The 18378-nt window shown below is 69.0% G+C and carries 16 protein-coding genes and 1 pseudogene; 8 read left to right on the top strand and 9 right to left on the bottom strand.

The window, feature by feature from the left end:
• Positions 1–60 precede the first annotated feature (60 nt).
• On the top strand, positions 61–1500 hold the full coding sequence (locus tag ALI144C_RS01385) for a purine-cytosine permease family protein (protein ID WP_083752606.1): 1440 nt from the start codon (positions 61–63) through the stop codon (positions 1498–1500).
• On the top strand, positions 1497–2201 hold the full coding sequence (locus tag ALI144C_RS01390; protein ID WP_076985148.1) for a GntR family transcriptional regulator: 705 nt from the start codon (positions 1497–1499) through the stop codon (positions 2199–2201). Before ALI144C_RS01385 ends, ALI144C_RS01390 begins: the two co-directional genes overlap by 4 nt.
• A gap of 7 nt (positions 2202–2208) precedes the next feature.
• Here ALI144C_RS01390 and ALI144C_RS01395 read toward each other — a convergent pair whose 3' ends face one another.
• The 3 genes from ALI144C_RS01395 to ALI144C_RS01405 form a co-directional block, all read right to left on the bottom strand.
• Positions 2209–3297 carry an IS630 family transposase gene (locus tag ALI144C_RS01395; RefSeq protein ID WP_083752607.1) on the bottom strand — a complete coding sequence of 363 codons (1089 nt, stop codon included), beginning with the start codon at positions 3295–3297 and terminating at the stop codon, positions 2209–2211.
• A 96-nt stretch (positions 3298–3393) separates the two neighbouring features.
• A complete protein-coding gene (locus tag ALI144C_RS01400) occupies positions 3394–4893 on the bottom strand; it encodes a tannase/feruloyl esterase family alpha/beta hydrolase (protein WP_076985150.1) in 1500 nt (499 codons plus the stop codon).
• Positions 4894–4921: 28 nt separating this feature from the next.
• Positions 4922–5527: a hypothetical protein gene (locus ALI144C_RS01405; RefSeq protein ID WP_076985151.1), complete on the bottom strand. Its 606-nt coding sequence runs from the start codon at positions 5525–5527 to the stop codon at positions 4922–4924.
• Positions 5528–5683: 156 nt separating this feature from the next.
• Here ALI144C_RS01405 and ALI144C_RS01410 point away from each other — a divergent pair, with 156 nt between their 5' ends.
• The 4 genes from ALI144C_RS01410 to ALI144C_RS01425 all read left to right on the top strand — a co-directional run bounded on the left by ALI144C_RS01410 (position 5684) and on the right by ALI144C_RS01425 (position 8742).
• Positions 5684–6091, top strand: coding sequence for an HIT family protein (locus ALI144C_RS01410; RefSeq protein ID WP_076985152.1), 408 nt, complete (start codon positions 5684–5686; stop codon positions 6089–6091).
• 1 nt (position 6092) lies between these two features.
• Positions 6093–7106: a D-cysteine desulfhydrase family protein gene (locus ALI144C_RS01415; RefSeq protein WP_076985153.1), complete on the top strand. Its 1014-nt coding sequence runs from the start codon at positions 6093–6095 to the stop codon at positions 7104–7106.
• A gap of 68 nt (positions 7107–7174) precedes the next feature.
• Positions 7175–8098 carry a hypothetical protein gene (locus ALI144C_RS01420; RefSeq protein WP_076985154.1) on the top strand — a complete coding sequence of 308 codons (924 nt, stop codon included), beginning with the start codon at positions 7175–7177 and terminating at the stop codon, positions 8096–8098.
• Between the two features lie 74 nt (positions 8099–8172).
• Entirely contained in the window at positions 8173–8742 is a 570-nt protein-coding gene (locus tag ALI144C_RS01425) for a DUF3558 domain-containing protein (RefSeq protein ID WP_076985155.1), read from the top strand.
• Here the strand turns inward: ALI144C_RS01425 and ALI144C_RS01430 are convergent.
• The 3 genes from ALI144C_RS01430 to ALI144C_RS01440 are packed head-to-tail and all read right to left on the bottom strand — an operon-like array spanning position 8739 to position 13009.
• On the bottom strand, positions 8739–11384 hold the full coding sequence (locus ALI144C_RS01430) for an ATP-binding protein (RefSeq protein ID WP_076985156.1): 2646 nt from the start codon (positions 11382–11384) through the stop codon (positions 8739–8741). The genes ALI144C_RS01425 and ALI144C_RS01430 overlap by 4 nt on opposite strands.
• Positions 11381–11800, bottom strand: a complete 420-nt coding sequence (locus ALI144C_RS01435; protein ID WP_076985157.1) for a response regulator transcription factor — start codon at positions 11798–11800, stop codon at positions 11381–11383. The genes ALI144C_RS01430 and ALI144C_RS01435 overlap by 4 nt, the downstream gene beginning before the upstream one ends.
• Positions 11801–11812: 12 nt before the next feature.
• Positions 11813–13009 carry a DUF1015 family protein gene (locus ALI144C_RS01440; RefSeq protein ID WP_076985158.1) on the bottom strand — a complete coding sequence of 399 codons (1197 nt, stop codon included), beginning with the start codon at positions 13007–13009 and terminating at the stop codon, positions 11813–11815.
• 52 nt (positions 13010–13061) lie between these two features.
• On the opposite strand from ALI144C_RS01440, the gene ALI144C_RS01445 reads away from it, so the two are divergent.
• Entirely contained in the window at positions 13062–13784 is a 723-nt protein-coding gene (locus ALI144C_RS01445) for an SDR family NAD(P)-dependent oxidoreductase (protein ID WP_076985165.1), read from the top strand.
• A 2-nt stretch (positions 13785–13786) separates the two neighbouring features.
• Here the strand turns inward: ALI144C_RS01445 and ALI144C_RS01450 are convergent, their stop codons facing one another.
• Both ALI144C_RS01450 and ALI144C_RS01455 read right to left on the bottom strand, forming a co-directional pair.
• Positions 13787–14941, bottom strand: a complete 1155-nt coding sequence (locus ALI144C_RS01450; protein ID WP_076985159.1) for an NAD(P)/FAD-dependent oxidoreductase — start codon at positions 14939–14941, stop codon at positions 13787–13789.
• Positions 14938–16482: an aldehyde dehydrogenase family protein gene (locus ALI144C_RS01455; RefSeq protein WP_237773906.1), complete on the bottom strand. Its 1545-nt coding sequence runs from the start codon at positions 16480–16482 to the stop codon at positions 14938–14940. The genes ALI144C_RS01450 and ALI144C_RS01455 overlap by 4 nt, the downstream gene beginning before the upstream one ends.
• Positions 16483–16685: 203 nt before the next feature.
• On the opposite strand from ALI144C_RS01455, the pseudogene ALI144C_RS56235 reads away from it, so the two are divergent.
• Positions 16686–16864, top strand: a pseudogene (locus tag ALI144C_RS56235) (transposase); the annotation flags it as partial.
• Between the two features lie 301 nt (positions 16865–17165).
• Here ALI144C_RS56235 and ALI144C_RS01465 read toward each other — a convergent pair.
• A complete protein-coding gene (locus ALI144C_RS01465; RefSeq protein ID WP_083752609.1) occupies positions 17166–18362 on the bottom strand; it encodes an HNH endonuclease signature motif containing protein in 1197 nt (398 codons plus the stop codon).
• Positions 18363–18378: the final 16 nt, after the last annotated feature.

Genomic DNA, 18378 nt, shown 5'->3' on the forward strand with positions numbered 1-18378 from the left:
TGACCTGGGCCTACGGTCCCCTCGGGACTGAACAGGTCTGAACCGGGTCGAGGAGCGGTCATGGCGGACGTGCCGGTCGGCGGTAGACCGTTCCAGGTCGAGGCCAACGGGATCAACGTGATCACCGACGCGGAACGCAGGGGCACGCCGCGCCAGCTGTTCTGGCCGTGGTTCGCGGCCAACGTGTCGGTGTTCGGGCTGAGCTACGGCTCGTTCGTGCTCGGCTTCGGCATCTCCTTCTGGCAGGCCGTGCTCGTCGGGATCGTCGGCATCACGGTCTCGTTCCTGCTCTGCGGGCTGATCGCGGTCGCGGGCAAACGCGGCTCCGCGCCGACGATGGTGCTGTCCCGCGCGGCGTTCGGCGTGCGCGGCAACAGGTTGCCGTCGCTGATCTCGTGGATGCTCACCGTCGGCTGGGAGACCGTGCTGACGATCCTGGCGACGTTCGCGACCGCCACGGTGTTCGAACGGCTCGGGTGGGGCGGCGGCACGGCGACGAAGATCGTCGCACTGGTCGTGGTGAGCGCGCTCGCCGTCGCGGGCGGTGTGCTCGGGTTCGACCTGATCATGCGGATGCAGACGTGGATCACGGTCATCACGGGTGCCCTCACGATCGGGTACATCGCCTTCGTCGCGCACCGGATCGACTTCGCGGCGGTGTCGGCGTTGCCGTCAGGCTCGGCGCAGAATGTGGTCGGCGCGTTGGTGTTCGTGATGACCGGTTTCGGGCTCGGCTGGGTGAACGCCGCCGCGGACTACTCGCGGTACCTGCCACGCGGCACCTCCGGTCGCGCTGTGGTCGGCTGGACGGCGTTCTCGTCGTCGCTGGCGCCGATCGTGTTGCTGCTGTTCGGTTTGCTGCTGGCCGGGTCGTCGCCCGAGTTGAACGCGTCGATCGCGACGGACCCGATCGGGGCGCTCGCCGCGATCCTGCCGACCTGGTACCTGGTCCCGTTCGCGGTGGTCGCCGTGCTGGGTCTCGTCGGCGGCGCTGTGCTGAACATCTACTCGTCCGGTTTGACGCTGCTTGCGCTTGGTGTCCGGATCCCGCGCTACGCGGCGTCGTTCGTCGACGGCGTCGTCGTGGTCGCGGGCACGGTGTACGTCGTCTTCTTCGCCGGTGCGTTCTTCGGGCAGTTTCAGGGATTTCTGATCACACTCGGTGTGCCCATCGCGGTATGGTGCGGCGTCATGCTGGCCGATATCGCGCTGCGCCGAAGCGATTACGCTCAAGCCGACCTCTACACGCCCTCCGGGCGATACGGCGACGTCCGCGTCCTGCCGATCGTCACCGTGCTCGCCGGGACCGCGATCGGTTGGGGTCTGGTCACCAACACCGGCGCGGCGTGGCTCGGCTGGCAGGGTTACCTGCTGTCCCCGCTGGGTCTGGCAGACGGCTGGTCGGGAGCGAACCTCGGCGTGCTCGTGGCCTTGGTGACCGGTTTCCTGGTGACGTTCCTGGCGGGCCGTGGCCGGGTCGTGGCGCAGGAGCGGATGTGAACGACCGAGTCGGCAAGCTCAAGCACGAGCGGATCGTCGAGCACCTGGCCAAGGAGATCCAGTCCGGCCGGCTGGCGCACGGCGCGCAGTTGCCGGGGGAGAACGCGCTGGCGGCGCGGTTCAGCGTCAGCCGCAACACCGTCCGGCAGGCGTTGACCGAACTGGGCAACCAGGGCCTGATCGCCACGCACTCCGGCAAAGGCTCGTTCGTGACGTTCGACGGCCGCCCGATCGACGACCGCCTCGGCTGGACCCGTGCGCTGGCCGACCAGGGAGTGCGCACCACGATCGTGCGCGTGGAACTGGTCGAGGACGCCGAACTGGCCGCCCGGTTCGGCCTCGACTCGGCCGAGCTGGTCGCGGTCGACCGGCTGCGTTCCAGTGTGGACGGCGAGGCGATCTCCTTCGAGCGCAGCCGTGTCCCGGCCATCGGGACCCTGCGCGACCTGCCCGAGCGCGGCCTCGGCGAGTCGTTGTACGAGGAGTTGCGCGCGGTCGGCCTGGTGCCCGACTCGGGCGAGGAGTGGTGCGAACTCGCCCGCCTCGGCGCCGTCGAGGCGAGGCTCCTCGGACGGCCCGAAGGCGAGCGGTTTCTGCGCACCCGCCGGGTGACCAGGGATCTCAACGGCCGGTTCGTCGAGCACGTCGAAAGCCTGCTCGACCCCGACCGGTTCCGCCTGCACCTGGTCTTCGGCGGCTAGTGCCGCGTCAAGCAACGTTGGGTAGGTAATCAGGTCTGCGGATCTTGGAGTTGACCGCGAAGTGTTGTTTGGGTGCGGTGTGCTTGTTGGCCCACCGGATGTAGCGGGCGATTGCGGTCTGTTGGGCGGTGTGGGAGGGGTAGTCGCTGCCGTCGAGGGTGAAGTAGCGCAGCGCGGTGAACTCGCACTCGATCCAGTTCAGCCAGGATGCGTTGGTCGGTGTGAACACCAACTCGACATCGTGACCAGCGCACCATGCCCGGACCTCGGCCTTTTGGTGTGGGCCGTAGTTGTCACAGATCAGATACAACCGCCCGGCCGGGAACCGACGCCGTAGTTGTTTGCAGAAGTCGAGGAACTGCGGCCAGCGTTTGCGGTGGCGGAACCGGTAGAACAGCTGCCCGGTGGCCAGGTCCAGGGCGGCGAACATCTGCCGCACTCCGGCGGCGCGGGTGTAGGTGGCCCGCAGCCGGGCTGGGCGGCCGCGGGGGAACCAGCCGTGGCCTGGCCGGGGTTGCAGGTTCAGCGGACCGAACTCATCGACACAAATGACCCGCCCGTCGGTGGGTGGATGGTCGTAGAGGTCCAGGATCCGGGCCATCTTGCTGGCGAAATCGGGATCCTTGCTGGTCTTCCACGTCTTCGTGCGCTGCCAAGTGATGCCCGCGGCACGCAGGATTTGACGGACGGTCTCCGTGCTCACCCGTAACCAGTGGTACTCCGCCAGATAGGCCACGAGCTTGGACAGGCTCCACGTGGTGAACGGCTGCCCCAGACCAGTGGGGGCGGCTTGGGCGACGCGGCAGATCAACTCTCGGGCGGCCGACCCGAACTTACGAGGTCGGCCGCCGCTCCATTTTGGGTCCAGTGCCGCGAACCCCAACTCGTTGAACGCGTGGATCACCTCCCGCACATGCCCCTCGGTCGCGGCGAACATCATCGCGATATCGACCGCGCTGCGGCCCTGCATCGAGGCCAGCACGATCCCGGCTCGCCGCAATCGGACGCGGTCGCGGGTGGAACGGGTGATCTTGACCAGGCGCTGGGCCTCCTCGGGCTCCAGCGGGCGAACGAACACTTCAGGCTGACGCCCCACTCGACCACCACCTCCAGCGGCCCAGCCTGAACCATCACTCAACCCCACGTCCACACGACACGATTACAACGTCGACGTTGCTTGATGCGGCACTAGTTAGCGGCCCGGTGCGTATGCCGGAATCGAGCGCGGCCCGCCGGGGTACTGGACGGTGATGGTGTCCGGCGCGACGCCGCGCTTGACCCAGTCCTCCAGCAGGCGCAACGGGTCCGCGGTCTCGCCGAGCCCGGCGCCGGAGCAGTGGTTCTTGCCGGGCACCATGAACAGCCGGTAGAACCGCTGGGTCGCGGCCACGCCGCCGTTGACGTGCGCGGCCCGGTCGTAGTACTTCAGCGACGACCGGGGAGACAGGACACCGTCGGCGAAGTCGGCTGTCATGAGCAGTTTGCCGCCGGACGCGCGGAACGCCGACAGGTCGGGATTCTCCGCGCTGACGAGTTCGTCCCTGCGCTTCATCTTCGCCGGGTCGGTGTCGAAGTCGAACGCGCGGGGGTTGTAGCCGGGGCCGGGTGGGGTGTCGAACGCCAGGTAGCGCAGCATGCCGTCGGCGAGAACCTGGGCCAGCGGCGGGAATCCGCCGCTTCCGGTCAGCCACGTCGGCCAGTCGCCCTCGCTGCCGGGCAGCAGGCCGCCGTCGGTCAGTTCCTCGCCGCGCGAGTTCACCGGCGTCTGGTACATCCGGCGCAGTGCCGCGATCTTGCGTCCGTCAAGGCATTTCGGCGTGTGTGCGCAGTCGAGTGCCGACACGTCGAACCGGCATCGCCGTGGGTCGTCGAGCACGCCGTCGACCCGGCCGTCGAGGTTGTCGCACTGCGCCAGCACGGCGTCGTGGATCAGCGGGACGTCCGCCTCGACGATGATCGGTTCGCCGTTCTGGCCGAGGTTGGCGTTCGCCGCCCACACCCAGTTCAGCGTGACCGTGCGGTAGTCGATCCCGGAGTCGCCCGCCCAGATGCCGTCGAAGTCGTCCGGGTACCGCTGTGCCTCCACCATCGCCTGACGGCCGCCGTTCGAGCAGCCGAGGAAGTAGGAGAGCTTGGGGGCACGGCGGTAGAAGGACTCCGTGATCTTCTTCGTGGCGAGTGTCGCGACGTGCACACCGCGATGCGCCCAGTCCACGACGGCGGGCTCGTTGCCGTAGGCCCACAACGCGTCGGTGACGACCGTGCCCAGCCCCAACGGGTCCGCCCCGACGTGACCGGTGTCCGTGGTCGCCGACGCGTAGCCGCGGGACACGCCCTCGACGCACGTCGCGGAGTCGATGCTCCCGCACAGGCCACCGCAGCCGCCGAAGAGGAAGTCCCCGTTCCACCCGGCCGGGTCGGGCAGCCGCAGCTCGAACTGGACCTGCGGGGCGACGTACCCGGTGACGCGGCAGTGGCTCGGCGTGGCCTGCGTGGCGGGCACTACTTCGGCGTTCGCCATCCGTGTCGGCGCGCCGGGCAGCGTCTCCAGGTTGAGATCACGCAGCGCCGTGCACTGCTCCGGTGCGGAGAAGGCCTGTTCGGCCGCGGTCGACGGTGACGCGTTCGCCAACGGGATGAGCAGGAGTGTCGTGAGAGCCAGTACCGTGTTCCTGCCTGGGCTTCTGCGCATGATCAGTCGTTCCTTCGCGGTGAGCTGGTCAGCCGGTGTAGAGCTGGCGGGTGCACGCGCCCTCTTCGACGACGTCGACACTCCGGACGTCCTGTGCGTCGAACCGGAGCGTCCACTGCTTGGTGCCGTCGAGGATCACGGTGCCGTTCCCGGCGAAGCGCGCCGAACCGAACGTGTGACCCGACTCGGAGTTGAAACAGCCGAGGTAGGCGCGTTTGCTGAACGGACCACCGGTGGTCTGCACGTACAGCGCGTCCACGGGGTCGATGACGTCGCTGGTGTCGTGCACGATGATCTCGAACCTGCCGTCGCCGGACGTCGCCACGACCCGCATCTCGTGGTCGTGCAGCGCCAGCCCGAGCAGCCCGAGTCCGCCCGCCACCATGCCCACCAGCAGCAGGCAGACCATGGCCAACGCGGGCGGCACCCGCCGCGGACCCGGCCGGGCGAGCATCAGCAGCAGGAAGCTGACGCTGAGCGCGGCGAACCCGACGGCCGCCACGAGCAGCCAGAGCCACGGCCGGTCGCCGCTCCAGGTCCACCGGAACGGGTTGAGCAGCGCCACAACGGCCTCGACGACCAACACGCCACCGACGACGCCGACAGCACTGGCGGTGGTCGTTCGCGTCTTCATTTCGGGTGCACACCACCAATGGGGAATCCGTGCCTGCAGGGCAGGGGAAGAACTACCACAACGCGGAGCCGACCCGGTTTGTTTTCGACTTCTGACTCGATACAGCTGAGCAAGAGCTGAGCGGTTTTCGGACATCACGAGGGCTAGGCTCACGCTGTGGCTTGCTTGTTCTGTGAAATCGTGGCCGGGCGTGAGCCGGCTTTCGTGGTCGCCGCCGAATCCGACGGCACGGCGTTCCTCGACACCAGGCCGGTGTTCAAGGGGCATGTGCTCGTCGTCCCGCCGACGCACATCGAGACCCTCGCCGACCTGCCCGCGACCGACCTGGCCGGGTACTTCGGCTTCGTGCAACGCATCGCCGTCGCGGTCAAGGAAGGACTCGGCGCGCAGGGCACGTTCGTCGCGATGAACAACACCGTGAGCCAGAGCGTGCCGCACCTGCACACGCACGTCGTGCCCCGCACCAAGGGCGACGGCCTGCGCGGGTTCTTCTGGCCGAGGACGAAGTACGCATCGGACGAGGAAGCCGAGTCCTACGCCGCCGACATCCGCGCGAAGGTGTGACATGCCGATCGACCTGTCGGCGCACCCCCGCGTCCCGCTCGGCCACTGGCCGACGCCCGTCGAGGACTGCCCGAGGCTGACCGAGGCGCTCGGCGGCCCCCGGATCCTGGTCAAGCGCGATGACGTGAACGGTCTCGGCGTCGGCGGCAACAAGCTGCGCAAGGCCGAGTTCCTGCTCGGCGAGGCGCTCGCCGACGGCGCGGACACCGTGATCACGTTCGGTGCCGTGCAGACCAACCACGGGCGGCAGACCGCGGCCGCGTGCGCCCGGCTCGGCCTGCGGTGCGAACTCGTCCTGACGAAGTCGGTGCCGATGTCGGGCGAGGCCTACGAGCGGTCCGGCAACATCGTCCTGGACGACCTGTACGGCGCCCACGTCCACCTCTGCGACACGCCGGAGCAGACGGACGAGGTCTACGACCGGATCGTCGCTGAGGCGCGGGCGGAAGGCCGCAGGACGGCCACCGTCCCGGTCGGCGGCTCCAACGCCGTCGGCGTGCTGGGCTACGTGGCCGCCGCGGCGGAGTTGCGCACCCAGGTGGCGGACGAGGCGGTCGACCGGATCGTGGTGGCGGTGGGCAGCGCGGGCACCGCGGCGGGTCTCGCGCTGGGGATCCACCTGCTGGACTGGCCGGTGATCCTGGACGGCGCGTGCATTTCGCACACAACCGACGAGTCGATGGCCGACATCCGCAGGCTGGTCGGCGAGACGGCGGACCTGCTCGGCGCGACCACCGGGGACCTGGCGCACGTGCGCCTGTCCGACGGCGCGGTCGGTCCTGGTTACGGCATTCCGACACCGCAGATGTGGGAAGCGTTGCGGCTGTTCGCCCGAACGGAGGGAATCACCCTCGACCCGGTCTACTCGGGCAAAGCGGCTGCCGCACTGGTGGCGGCTGTGCGCAGTGGTGCCATTGGTGCTGATGAAACCGTTGTGTTCCTCCACACCGGTGGATTGCCGGGTTTGTTCGCCTATGCTCCGGAACTGGTTCGTTTGAGGGAAAACCTGCCGTAGGTATCCCATCGGAGGCGGATCGCACGGGAACATGGGCCCGGGTGGGGCTACGAAAGGCAGGTCCCGAGGTGCCCAGTGGCAACCACAGCGACAAGACCCGGCTGGCCGTTTTCACCGCGGTGCTGACGACCCTTGCCGTATTGGCGTTGAGTCTTCTGCTGACCGCACCGGTATGGGTGTGGGCGGCTGTGATGGTCGGCGGGAACGGAATCGCTGTTCTGCTTTCGATCCAGTTCGTGCACCGGCGGGAACAGGCCGAACTGCGCAAGGTGCTGGCGGAGCAGCGAGCGGCCAAGGCGGGCGCGGACCAACCGGGGCCGGACCAGGCGGGCGCGGACCAGGCGGCGTCGCCGTCCAGCGAACCCGAGGCGCCGACGCACGTGCAGTACCCGGTGTCCGCGGTGCCTTTGCCCAGTTCCGAGGTGGACTACCGGTTCCTGTTCTCGGCGACCGTGTGCTGGCGGCAGGCGAGTCCCCAGGCCGCCGTGCCGCACGCCAGCCCCGGCGACCTAGCCGTGCACTGGATCCTGACCCGGGCCCGTGAGCTCACCGTGCTGGAGAAGCCCGAGGAGTACCGAGTGGTCCAGCACCGGCTGGCGGTGGCGCTCGGGACAGCGCTGGCTGAGCCGTACGGACATGTGGTCGCCTGGGCCGTCGACGTTTCGCTCACGATGACCGACGACGATTCCCGTCGACTGGATCGCCTCGCGGAATTGCGCAAACACGAGCGGATGTGGGACCAGGAACGGCGAATGGAGATCAGCATGCGCCGTTACCTCAGTGAGGACGTGCTGAAGGACACCGGAAGCGCGGTTGTGTGGTGGTTGGCCCGGCACACCGAGGAGATCGAGAACAGCGTGGAGATGATCGGGCACCTCGCGCAATTGACCGCCGCGGCCAACAGCAGGGAAATTCCCGGTCCGGAACTGCTCCGCGCGATTCAGGCCGCCGAGAACGGCAGGCACATCAACGGCTCCGCCCAGGATCGGTAGGCCAGTCCACGGCGCGCGTATGCGTCGTGAACAGGATCACCCCTGATCAGGGCACCTGAGGGTATCGTCGAGGCATGATCCGGATCGGTCTCTGCGCACTGGCGGGCGTCGCCCTGCTGGTGCTGGGCGGCTGCGGCTCGCCGCCGGGGCACGGGATCGTCATGGCGACGCCGCCACCGAGCCCGAGCAGGCTCGCACCGGAGGTTCCGCTGCCGCTGGAAGTCAAGCGGTACGCCACCGAGCCGTGTTCGATGCTCCGCCCGGACCAGCCGGTCACCAAGGACTTGGTCCCCGGCAGCAACGAAGGCGGCAACACCTGCGTGTGGCGGGCGAGGACGCCACAGCAGCCGCTGATGACCGCGACGGTCGACCTGGCATCCGGTGGTCTGGAAGGGCTGTACCGCAAGCGCAACAGGCTGCCGTACTTCGAGCCGACCGAGATCCAGGGCTACCCGGCGGTGCGCCACGACCCGGAACGGGCCATCCCCGACCAGGGGCGCTGCACGGTCAGCGTCGGCGTGGCCGAGGACGCCCTGCTCACGGTCACCACCACCATCGCGGACCCGAAGACCCTGAACTACCCCGTTCCCTGCCCGGACGCGGACCTGCTGGCCAACGCCATCATCGGGGATGTCACGTCCTAGCCCAGGTTGTCCGCGCCCCAGCGGGCCAGCGCGACCCGTGAGGCGAGGCCCAGCTTGGCGTAGCTGTTGCGCAGGTGGGTTTCCACGGTTCGCTGGCTCAGGAACAGACGGCTCGCGATGTCGGCATTGGACAGGCCCTCGGCCAACAGCCGGACGACATCCGTTTCCCGGGTGGACAGTGGACCTGTCCCGCGCGCCGAACGGATCCGCACACCCAGAGCCCTGGCCACGTGCCGGGCGCGGTTGACCCACGGCGCGGCACCGGCGTGTTCGAACACTTCCAGCGCCGCCAGCACCGCGCCGGGGTCGGCCAGGTCGAGCTTGGCCTGTGCGGCGAACAGGACCGCGCCGAAGCTCTCCAGGCGGCTGACGGCGTCGGCCAACAGGTCCTGGTCGCCCGTCCGCACCGCGGTGAACCGGTCGGCGAGCGCCACTGCCAGGGTTGCCTGGTCGCCGAACGCCCGAAATGCCTTCTCCGCGTACGAGGGGGAGAACAGCGGGCGGATCATGGCCGCGTACGGGTCGCAGAACAGCGGGAACAACCGGAAGTCCGGATCGGGCTCGGCTTGGGCCCGGTTCTCCGAATGCAGTGCGATCGTGTTGGCCGCCAACCTGGTCACTTCGACGACTCCGAGATCGGGCGCCCGGCACACCTGATGCGCCTGGTCGAGATCGGCGGCCGCCTCGGTCAGCTCTCCTCGTTCCGCGCGGAGGAACGCGCGTTGCGCCAGCGACCTCGCCCGGTGCCGGGGCAGCCCGGCGGACAGTTCCAGTGCCTTGTCGATCTCGGCGAGGGCGGCGGTCATGTCACCGCTCAGGTAACGCGCGCACGACAACACATACCGGGAATAGCACGCGTGCGTGGGTATCTCGATCGAATGCTTGGTGTCCACGGCCTCCAGCGCGAACTCGATCGCGCGGGCGACGTTTCCGGTCAGCGCGTGCAACGGGCTCAGCACCACACTGATGCGCTGGCCCTGGAACGCCTGCTCGGCGTCGCACTGCCTGGCGTACCCGATGGCCTGTTCCCCGTACCCGACCGCGTCGGTGAACTGGCCGTCGAGCATCGCCGTGATGGCCTTGCCCAGGTATCCGATCGCCTGTGCGGCAACGGGACGGCTGGTGTCGTCGGCGAGTTTCGCCATCCGCGCGGTCGCCGCGCGGAGGTCGGGTTCCTGGTCGTGCCGCGCCACGTAGATGAACTGGTGGACGCCCGCTTCCGGGTACCGATCGCTGATCGCCTCGGCCGTGGTGGACAGATGGGACCGGGCATCCGGGTTGTCCTGGCGTTCCGCGTTGAGCAGCGCGAGCCGGAACCGCAGCTTGCCCGCGGCGGCCTCCATGCCGTGCTTGAGCGCCGTGTCCAGGCCGTCGGCCCACGCGCGCACCGCGTCGTCGAACTTGCCCATTCCCTGGTAGGCGCGGCCGATGCCCTCGGCGAGTTCCGGGACGTCCGCCGGGTCCGCGATCTCGGCGGACGCCCGCAGGTAGCGGATCGCCTCGTCGGTGGCCCGCATCGCCAGCGCGCGCCACCCCGCTTTGGCCATGACCCGTGCCGCTCTGCCGGGATCGACCAGGTCACCTGCCTCCCGGTAGTGCGGCGCCAGGGTGAGCACGTCGTCGGGGTTGGCGTTCTCGACCGCTGTGATGACCGCCGCGTGCAGTGCCCGCCGCTCGGAGAGCGTCATCTCCGCGTACGCGACCTCCGCGTACAGCGGGTGCGCGACCCGGTAGGTCAGGCTCCGGCCCGACGCGTGCTCGATGACCACTCCCTCGGTGATCAGCCTCTTCAACGCCACCGGGGCGTCGCAGATCGCGCGCAGCACCTCGCCGCTGGCGGCTTGGCCGGCCACGGCAACGGTTTCCAGCACCGTGCGTTCGGTGTCGTCGAGGGTGCGGAGCCGGTCGAGCACGACGTCACGCACGATCACCGGGATGGCCCCGGAACGGTTGAGACCACTGTGGACGAGTGCGGTGACGAACAGCGGTACACCCTTGGCGCGCCGGGTGATGTCGTCGAGCAGCTCCGGCGACGGCGGCACGCCGAGCAGGTCGGCCACGAGCTCCGCGACGGCCGCGTCGGCCAGCGGTGCCACCGTGATCTCGGTGCCGGTGCGGCGGACCGTCGCGCCGAGGCTGTCCAACGACGGATTGGCGTCCCCTGGCCGGTACGCGCCGACGACGAGCACGTCGGCGGCGTTGCGGCCGAGGTAGTGGACGAGTTCGACGGTGCCGCGGTCGGCCCAGTGCAGGTCGTCGACGAAGAACACGGCAGGCGCCATGCTCTGCACGAGCCGTGCCACCGCGTCGAACATCCTGGTGCGGTTGAGGTCCGGGTCGCCGTCCAGGTACGCGGCCGGGATTTCCCGGTGGGCCAGCAGCCTGCCGATGCAGTCGTCGGCGAGCGCGTCCGCGTGCGGCCGGATGGCCTCCACGATCGGCCCGTAGGCCAGCCCGGTCTGCAGCGGATGGGCCTGGGCGCGCAGCACGGTCACCCCACGCCCGGCCGCCACGTCCAGGATGTGGGCGGCCAGCCGGGACTTGCCGATCCCCGCATCGCCGCGCAGCAACACCATGCCGTGCAACGAGTCGAGCGCCGCGTGCAGCGCGGCCAGCTCGGTGTCCCGCCCGAGGAGTCTCACGGCAGGTTCTCCGTCGCCCAGCGCGCGAGCGCGACCCGCGTGGTCAACCCGAGTTTGGCGTAGCTGTTGCGCAAGTGGCTCTCCACGGTCCGTCCACTGAGGAACAATCGGGCGGCGATGTCCGCGTTGGCCAGCCCGTCGCCGAGCAGTCGCACCACTTCGGTCTCGCGTCCGGTGACGAGCCCGTCGGCGACCAACGCGTGCAGCGTGTCCGGCTCGGGGGACAGGTACCGCAGCACCGAACCGGTCGCCGCCTCGCCCGCCACCGCGACGACCTCGATCAGCCTGCGCTCGGGCTCGTCCAGACGGCGCAGCCGCCCGAGAACCACGTCCCGCACGATCATGGCGTCGCGGTCCCCGCCGCGCACAAGGGCGCTGGCGAACAGGGGGACGCGCCCGAAGACCTGGGATTTCATCAACCCCCGAGCTTACTCACGGCGTCGATCGGATTTCGGGCGATTTCCGGGGATTTCGGCCAGCACTATCCCGCTGCGGGGTTTCGGCGTGAAATATGTCGCTTTCCTCGGCATTTGCCGACCTGTCGCGTGCACCGCGAGAACGTCGGCCACCGGGACCGGTGCGATCAGCACCACCGCGTCGGCGTCCGGTCGTGCCGGGCGGCCCGGTGGCAGCGGCCGCAGCGCCGGGCCCACGGGATCCAGTCCCAGCGCGCGCTCGACCATGAGCTGCTCGACGAGCCGGTGGTCGATGGCCAAGCCGTTGCGGGGCAACGTCACCCGCAGCGCCTCGGTCCCGCTGACCACGACGACGGTGCCCGGCGTGCTCGGCGCCGCCGGATCGCAACCGCGCCGGACGTCCAGACCGGCCAGCCGCCAGCGCTCGGCGAGTTCGCCGAGACCGAGCCCGGTACCGGTGAGCACCCGGTGGATCGGGCCGACCCGCAGGTCCGGTCCCGCGGTGATCAGGGCGAGCAGCGAGCCGTGCCCGGCCCGTGCCGCCGCCGCGACCCGGTGGTTGCCGTCGGCGACCAGCAGCGACTGCGCGCCCGCGGCGGCGAGCAGTTCGTCCTGCAGCTCTCCTTCGCCTGCCAGCCACATCCGGTTTCGCCTGCCCGCGGAATCGGTCATGGACACCGCTGGTTCGCCGAGCCGCGCGACCGCGTCACACATCAGCTTGGTGAACTGCTCGCCACCATCGGTGGGTACGAGCATGGCCGCGCTCGTGGCGCAGCGCAGACCGCTGAGCATCGCGGCGCGTTCGGCGACGACGTCCGGGTAGACCTCCTCGGTGTGCCGGACGTGGGTCAGCCCGTCCGCGCCGACCGCTGCGGGGTCGACCACGCACAACAACCCCAGCGCCGAGCCCTCCGGACCGTCACCCCACGACAGTCCCACGACGTCGGTGACCTGTTCGTAGTGGCTGTCCCGCAGCTGGTCCAGCGCGGCGTGGGCGATCGGCAGCGCGGACAGCACGTCCAGCCCCCTCGCGCGGGCGGCGGGGGTCCGGTGGGGGTGCTGCACGGCCAGCAACGTCCCGTCGGCCGCGCCCGGCTGGGCCAGTGCCGCGATCACCTGGTCGGGCTCGGCGAACTCGTCGACGCCTGGACCGGGAATGGCGTCCCGCACGATCCAGCCGCGACGGATCGGCGATACCCACGTGTCCACCGCACCAACGTTAGCCCCGAATGAGGGATAAGACAGAATCGCGGCCGTGACGGTGCTCGTACTCGGTGGACGCAGTGAGATCGGCCTGGCGGTGGCCCGACGCCTCGTTTCGGAGAAGATCGTGCTGGCCGCGCGGCGCAGCGCGTCGCTCGACGCCGAGGTGCGGGCCCTGCTGGACGCGGGCGCGCCGTCGGTCGAACGCGTCGAGTTCGACGCCGACGTGCTGGACGCGCATGGCCCGTTCCTCGACGACGTCGTCGAACGGTTCGGCCCGATCTCGATCGTGGTCGTCGCGTTCGGCGTCCTCGGTTCCCAGGAGCGGGCGGCGCAGGACGCCGAGCACGCACTGTCGATCGTGCACACCGACTACGTCGCGCACGTCAGCGTGCTGACGCACCTGGTCGGCTTGCTGCGGAAACAGGGCAACGGGACGATCGTGGTGTTCTCGTCGATCGCCGGTGGACGGGTGCGCAAGGCGAACTACGTCTACGGGTCGGCCAAGGCCGGGCTGGACGGGTTCGCCTCCGGCCTGGCCGACTCGTTGCACGGGACGGGTGTGCGGGTGCTGACCGTCCGCCCGGGATTCGTGATCGGCCGGATGGCCGCGGGCATGCCGCCCGCGCCCTTCGCCAGCACCCCCGACGAGGTCGCGGCGGCGACCGTGAAAGCGTTGCGCGGCAAACGCGACGACATCTGGGTGCCGGGAATCCTGCGCTGGGTCAACGCTGTCTTCCGCGTTCTGCCGCGTGCTGTGTGGCGCCGCATGCCGCGCTGAGGTCAGACCACGTTGCGCTCCGGGCGTACCGCGTCCGTGCCGAACCGCGTCACGTCCAAAGAGGACACGTCAACCACCGGCGGGCGACGCAGCACCAGGTCCCGCATCACCTCGCCGACCGCCGGGCCCTGCAGGAAGCCGTGCCCGGAGAACCCGGTGGCGTACAGGAACCGGGACACCGCACGGGACTCCCCGATGATCGCGTTGTGGTCGGGGGAGACCTCGTACAGCCCGGCCCAGCCGCGGGCGATGCCGACCTCGGTGAGCGCCGGAGCCCGCCGGGCGGCCGCGGCACCGAGCCGTTCGAGCCACTCGTCGGACGTCCGCGTGTCGAAACCGTACTCCTGGTCGGGATCCGACATGCCGATCAGCAGCCCCGGTCCTTCGGCGTGGAAGTAGAACGTGGTGCCGAAGTCGATCGTGAACGGCAGACCCGGTGGCACGGCAAGCGGTTCGGTGACCCGGATCTGCCTGCGCAACGGCCTGACTGGCAACGAGACGCCGACCATGTCGCCGACCGCGCCCGACCACGCGCCCGCCGCGCACACCACGGTCGACGCCTCGACGAACCCCTGATCGGTCCGCACACCGGTGATGTCGCCGCCGTCGACGACGATTCCCGTGACAGCGCAGTGCTGGCGGATCGTGGCGCCCAACCGGCGGGCCGCGGCCGCGTATCCCTGGACCACGGCTTCGGGCGTGCAGTGCCCGTCGCGGGGTGACAAGGTCGCGGCCAACAGGCCGTCGGTCGAGATGAACGGCGACAGCCCGCGTGCCTCGGCGGGCGAGATCATCCGGCTCGGCACGCCCAGCGAGTTCTGCAACGACACGCCCGCTTCGAAGGCGGCCACGTCGCCCGGATCGTCCAGCAGGAACAGGTAGCCGTTCTGGCGCAGGTCGATCTCGGCCCCCGGCCGGGTGCCGAACCGTTCGAACGCCTCGATGCTGCGCAGCCCCAGCGCGATGTTCACCGGATCGGAGAACGTCGCCCGCACGCCACCCGCCGCGCGGCTGGTGCTGCCGGAGCCGAGCACGTCGCGCTCCAGCAGCGTCACCGCGACACCCGCCTCGGCGAGGTGGAACGCGGTACTCACGCCCACCACGCCGCCACCGATGACCACGATGTCGGCCATCGGGTCGGCCATCGGGTCTGTCATAGGCGGAAGTCCGTGTCCGGCACGATCTCCGCGACGTCCATCTGCGCCTTCTGCAACTTGCCGGAGAAGTCCCAGTTCATCGACTGCCAGCGGGTGAACTGGTCGAGCACCCAGATCCCGGACTGGCGGCTGCCGTTGCCGGACTTGCCGTTGCCCCCGAACGGCAGGTGCGCCTCGGCGCCGGACGTGGAGTTGTTCACGCTGACCATGCCCGCGCCGATGCCTTGCCGGAAACGGAAAGCGTTCGCCGGGTCGGTCGTGTAGATCGACGACGACAGCCCGTAGCCCGGCTTGTTCGCCAGTTCGATCGCCTCGTCGAGCGTGCGGTAGGTGGCCACGCCGACGAGCGGCCCGAACGTCTCCTCCAGGAAGACGCGGTCGTCGGGGCGGACACCGTCCAGGATCACCGGGTGGTAGAACAGGCCCTTCGACGCGTCCCCGGCGAAGCCTTCGCGCGGGTTGTCCGCGGTGATCCGGCCTGTGCCGGTGGAGCCGTGCACGGTGTGGTGCTCGCCGATCCAGCCGAGGTACTGCTCGTAGGACTCGGCGAACTTCCGGTCCAGCAACGGTCCGAACAGGACATCGCCGTCCGGTGCGCCCGCCGTCGCCGCGCGGGTGGCCGCGTCGAACCGGCGGACGAACTCGTCGTGCACGCTTTCGTGGACGATCACCGTGCCCAGCGAGGTGCACCGCTGACCGGCCGTGCCGAACCCGGAGAACAGCGCGCCTTCGACGGCGAGGTCGAGATCGGCGTCCTCGGTGACCACCATCGGGTTCTTGCCGCCCAACTCCAGGCACGGCGACTGCAGGTGCCGTCCGCACAGTTCGCCGATCCGGGCGCCGACCGCGCTCGACCCGGTGAACCCGACCTTGTCGACCAGACCGGCGGCCAGCGCCGATTCCAGGCCGTCGAAAGTGGACTGGCCGTCGGTGAACACCAGGTTCAGCACGCCGTCGGGCAGCCCGGCGTGCCAGATCAGGTCGGCGAACGCCTTCGCGCTGGCGGCGGCGTACTCCGCGGGCTTCCAGACCACGGCGTTGCCGCACAGCAACGCGGGCACCAGGTACCAGGACGGCACGGCCACGGGGAAGTTGCCCGCAGTGATGATCGTGGCGACCCCGACGGGCACACGGAACGTGAACAGTTGCTTGTCCGGCATCTCCGACGGCACGGTCTGGCCGTAGAGCCGCCGCCCCTCGCCGAGGAAGAAGTCGCAGGTGTCCACGATCTCCTGCACCTCGCCGCGTGCCTCGGCGATCGGCTTGCCGATCTCCCGGGTGACGAGCCGGGCCAGTGTCTCCTTGTTGGCGGCGACCAACCGGCCGAGCGCGGCGACGAACTGGCCGCGCACCGGTGCGGGCACCGCCGCCCACTCGCGCTGGGCCCGCCTGCCGGATTCGGCGGCGGCCCGCAGGGCGTCCGGACCAGCCAGCCGGACCGTCGCCACCACGTCGTCGAGGTTCGAGGGGTTGACCGACTCGTAGTCGGCGCCCGCTGACCAGGTTTTGCCTTCGATAGTCGTTTCGAGCACGGATTTCACCGGAACAATGTAGCGCGGATGAGTCGTCCTTCGGCCGGGGCGCAAGCGCGTCAGCTTCTCGATGTACTGACTGACGCACCAGCGGCAGCGGCGCGCCGCCAACCGAGCCGGTGACTCAAATGCCGCAATGAACAACGTGACCATGACGCGGCCACCGGATACCGGACACGCGCGGTACACCTACCGGTTGCCGGGCCCAAAGGCTGCCGGATCGTCTGGTCCTGCGGAGAATCTTGTTTGTGCTGCACACAGGTATCCGGCGGGAATTTCTGCCCCAGGAGCTCGGGTTCGGGTCCGGATGACTTGCTGGCGGCGGCTGGCGGAGTGGAACGAGGCTGGGGTGTGGCAGCGGCTGCACGAGACGCTTGTGGCCGGACTGAAACGCGGGTGGTGATCGACAGCTCGCAGGCGTCCCGACGCCCTCTACGCCGACCGTGCCTACGACTCTGCCGACACGTCAAATCTTCTGTCAGGGACTCTGAACCACCACACAACGGGCTGGTACGTAACCAACACAGTGCACCCAGCGCCGGAAACCGAACCCCTGGCTGGAAACCGCATTCCAGCGCAACCAACAGCGCTAAGGCAATCAGACATTATCCGTTAAAACCAGCCCCAGCGACAAGCAGGCCATAAGTAGGCAGACCGTAACTCAACCGTGGCCACCGCTGGAAAGCAGGCATCTAAAACGGCGGAACGTCATACCCAACGGGCGTGGTAAGCACAGTCCTTCGCCCGGGAGTGGTGAACGCCAGCACCCCGGGCATCACCTGATCCATCCGCCAGGTAGTGCGCTGCCGCATCAAATGGTGGCGCTTGCACAACATCGCGACGTTCCCCACTCCGGTCACGCCACCCTCGGCGTAGGGGACTGAATGATCGACCTCGCACCGCTGTGCCACCACCGCGCACCCAGGTTGCCGACACACTCGGTCGCGCGCCTGGACGAACCGGGTCAACCCGGGTGAGGCGAACCGTCGCCGAGACACTTCCAGTACCTGCCCGGTGGGGTCGGTGATCATCCGTCGCCAGGTGGCGTTCTGGGCCAGTTCTCGCGCGTACTCGGCGGTGATGGGCCCGATCCCGCTGATTTCTCCGGGTTGCTGGTTCAATCCCATCAACGTGGTCATCGGCACTACCACGTTCACACTCACCGACGGCCGGTCGACCTGTTTGCCGCTGATCAGGTCCATGAACACATCCGCCCGCGCTGTCGCGAGGTTCCGGCTTGTTCCTGTGGTGTGTCCGGCGAGCAGGTTGATGTGCTGGTACGCCAACTCGGCCTCGTGTGGCTGCAGGTGGACGGTGAGACTTGAGGTCCCGTCGGCCCGGTGCCATCGGGTGACATCCCGCTGGGCTTTCACCGCCAACCGGCGCTGTTCGGCGCCTTGTGGGTCCGCGCGGATGACTTCCCGTCGCAGGACGTGTTTGAACCGGGTCAGGTTCTCTTGCTTCCCGCCCGCCAAGACCCGTTTCTCCACTTGTGCGGCCTGGTCGTCGTCCAATTCGGCGGTGTACTCCCGCACGGCCTTGGCTCGCATGACGTCGATCTCGCCGGTGGTCAGCGCCGACACCGTCCCCGGCAGGCGAGTCACCAACTCTTGGGCCTCGTGCAGGTGTTTGGCGGTGGTGTTCGGGCTGAGAGACAATTCCAACGCGATCTCTTCTGCCGCGCCGTCGCCGATGGTGATTCCGCTGCGTTGCGGTGGGGTCAGTTCCGCGAACCGGGCATATGCTTGCACGATTTCGCCGTCGATCTGGTTACGTTGCCGGTGACGATCCACCACATAGTCGAGAACTTGATCCCGTGTCATCTCGGCGAGCGGGATGTGTGGTGGTTGACCTACCGGGCGGAATGGAACAGCGAGCTGTTCGGGCATAAGTCCAGTTTATCGG

This window comes from Actinosynnema sp. ALI-1.44, from assembly GCF_001984155.1.
In the GTDB taxonomy this organism is placed as follows: domain Bacteria; phylum Actinomycetota; class Actinomycetes; order Mycobacteriales; family Pseudonocardiaceae; genus Kibdelosporangium.

Coding starts and splice junctions, on each gene's coding strand:
- ALI144C_RS01425 (WP_076985155.1), top strand. CDS start 8,173: ATGATCCGGATCGGTCTCTGCGCACTGGCGGGCGTCGCCCTGCTGGTG.
- ALI144C_RS01385 (WP_083752606.1), top strand. CDS start 61: ATGGCGGACGTGCCGGTCGGCGGTAGACCGTTCCAGGTCGAGGCCAAC.
- ALI144C_RS01465 (WP_083752609.1), bottom strand. CDS start 18,362: ATGCCCGAACAGCTCGCTGTTCCATTCCGCCCGGTAGGTCAACCACCA.
- ALI144C_RS01415 (WP_076985153.1), top strand. CDS start 6,093: ATGCCGATCGACCTGTCGGCGCACCCCCGCGTCCCGCTCGGCCACTGG.
- ALI144C_RS01450 (WP_076985159.1), bottom strand. CDS start 14,941: ATGACAGACCCGATGGCCGACCCGATGGCCGACATCGTGGTCATCGGT.
- ALI144C_RS01435 (WP_076985157.1), bottom strand. CDS start 11,800: ATGAAATCCCAGGTCTTCGGGCGCGTCCCCCTGTTCGCCAGCGCCCTT.
- ALI144C_RS01400 (WP_076985150.1), bottom strand. CDS start 4,893: ATGCGCAGAAGCCCAGGCAGGAACACGGTACTGGCTCTCACGACACTC.
- ALI144C_RS01405 (WP_076985151.1), bottom strand. CDS start 5,527: ATGAAGACGCGAACGACCACCGCCAGTGCTGTCGGCGTCGTCGGTGGC.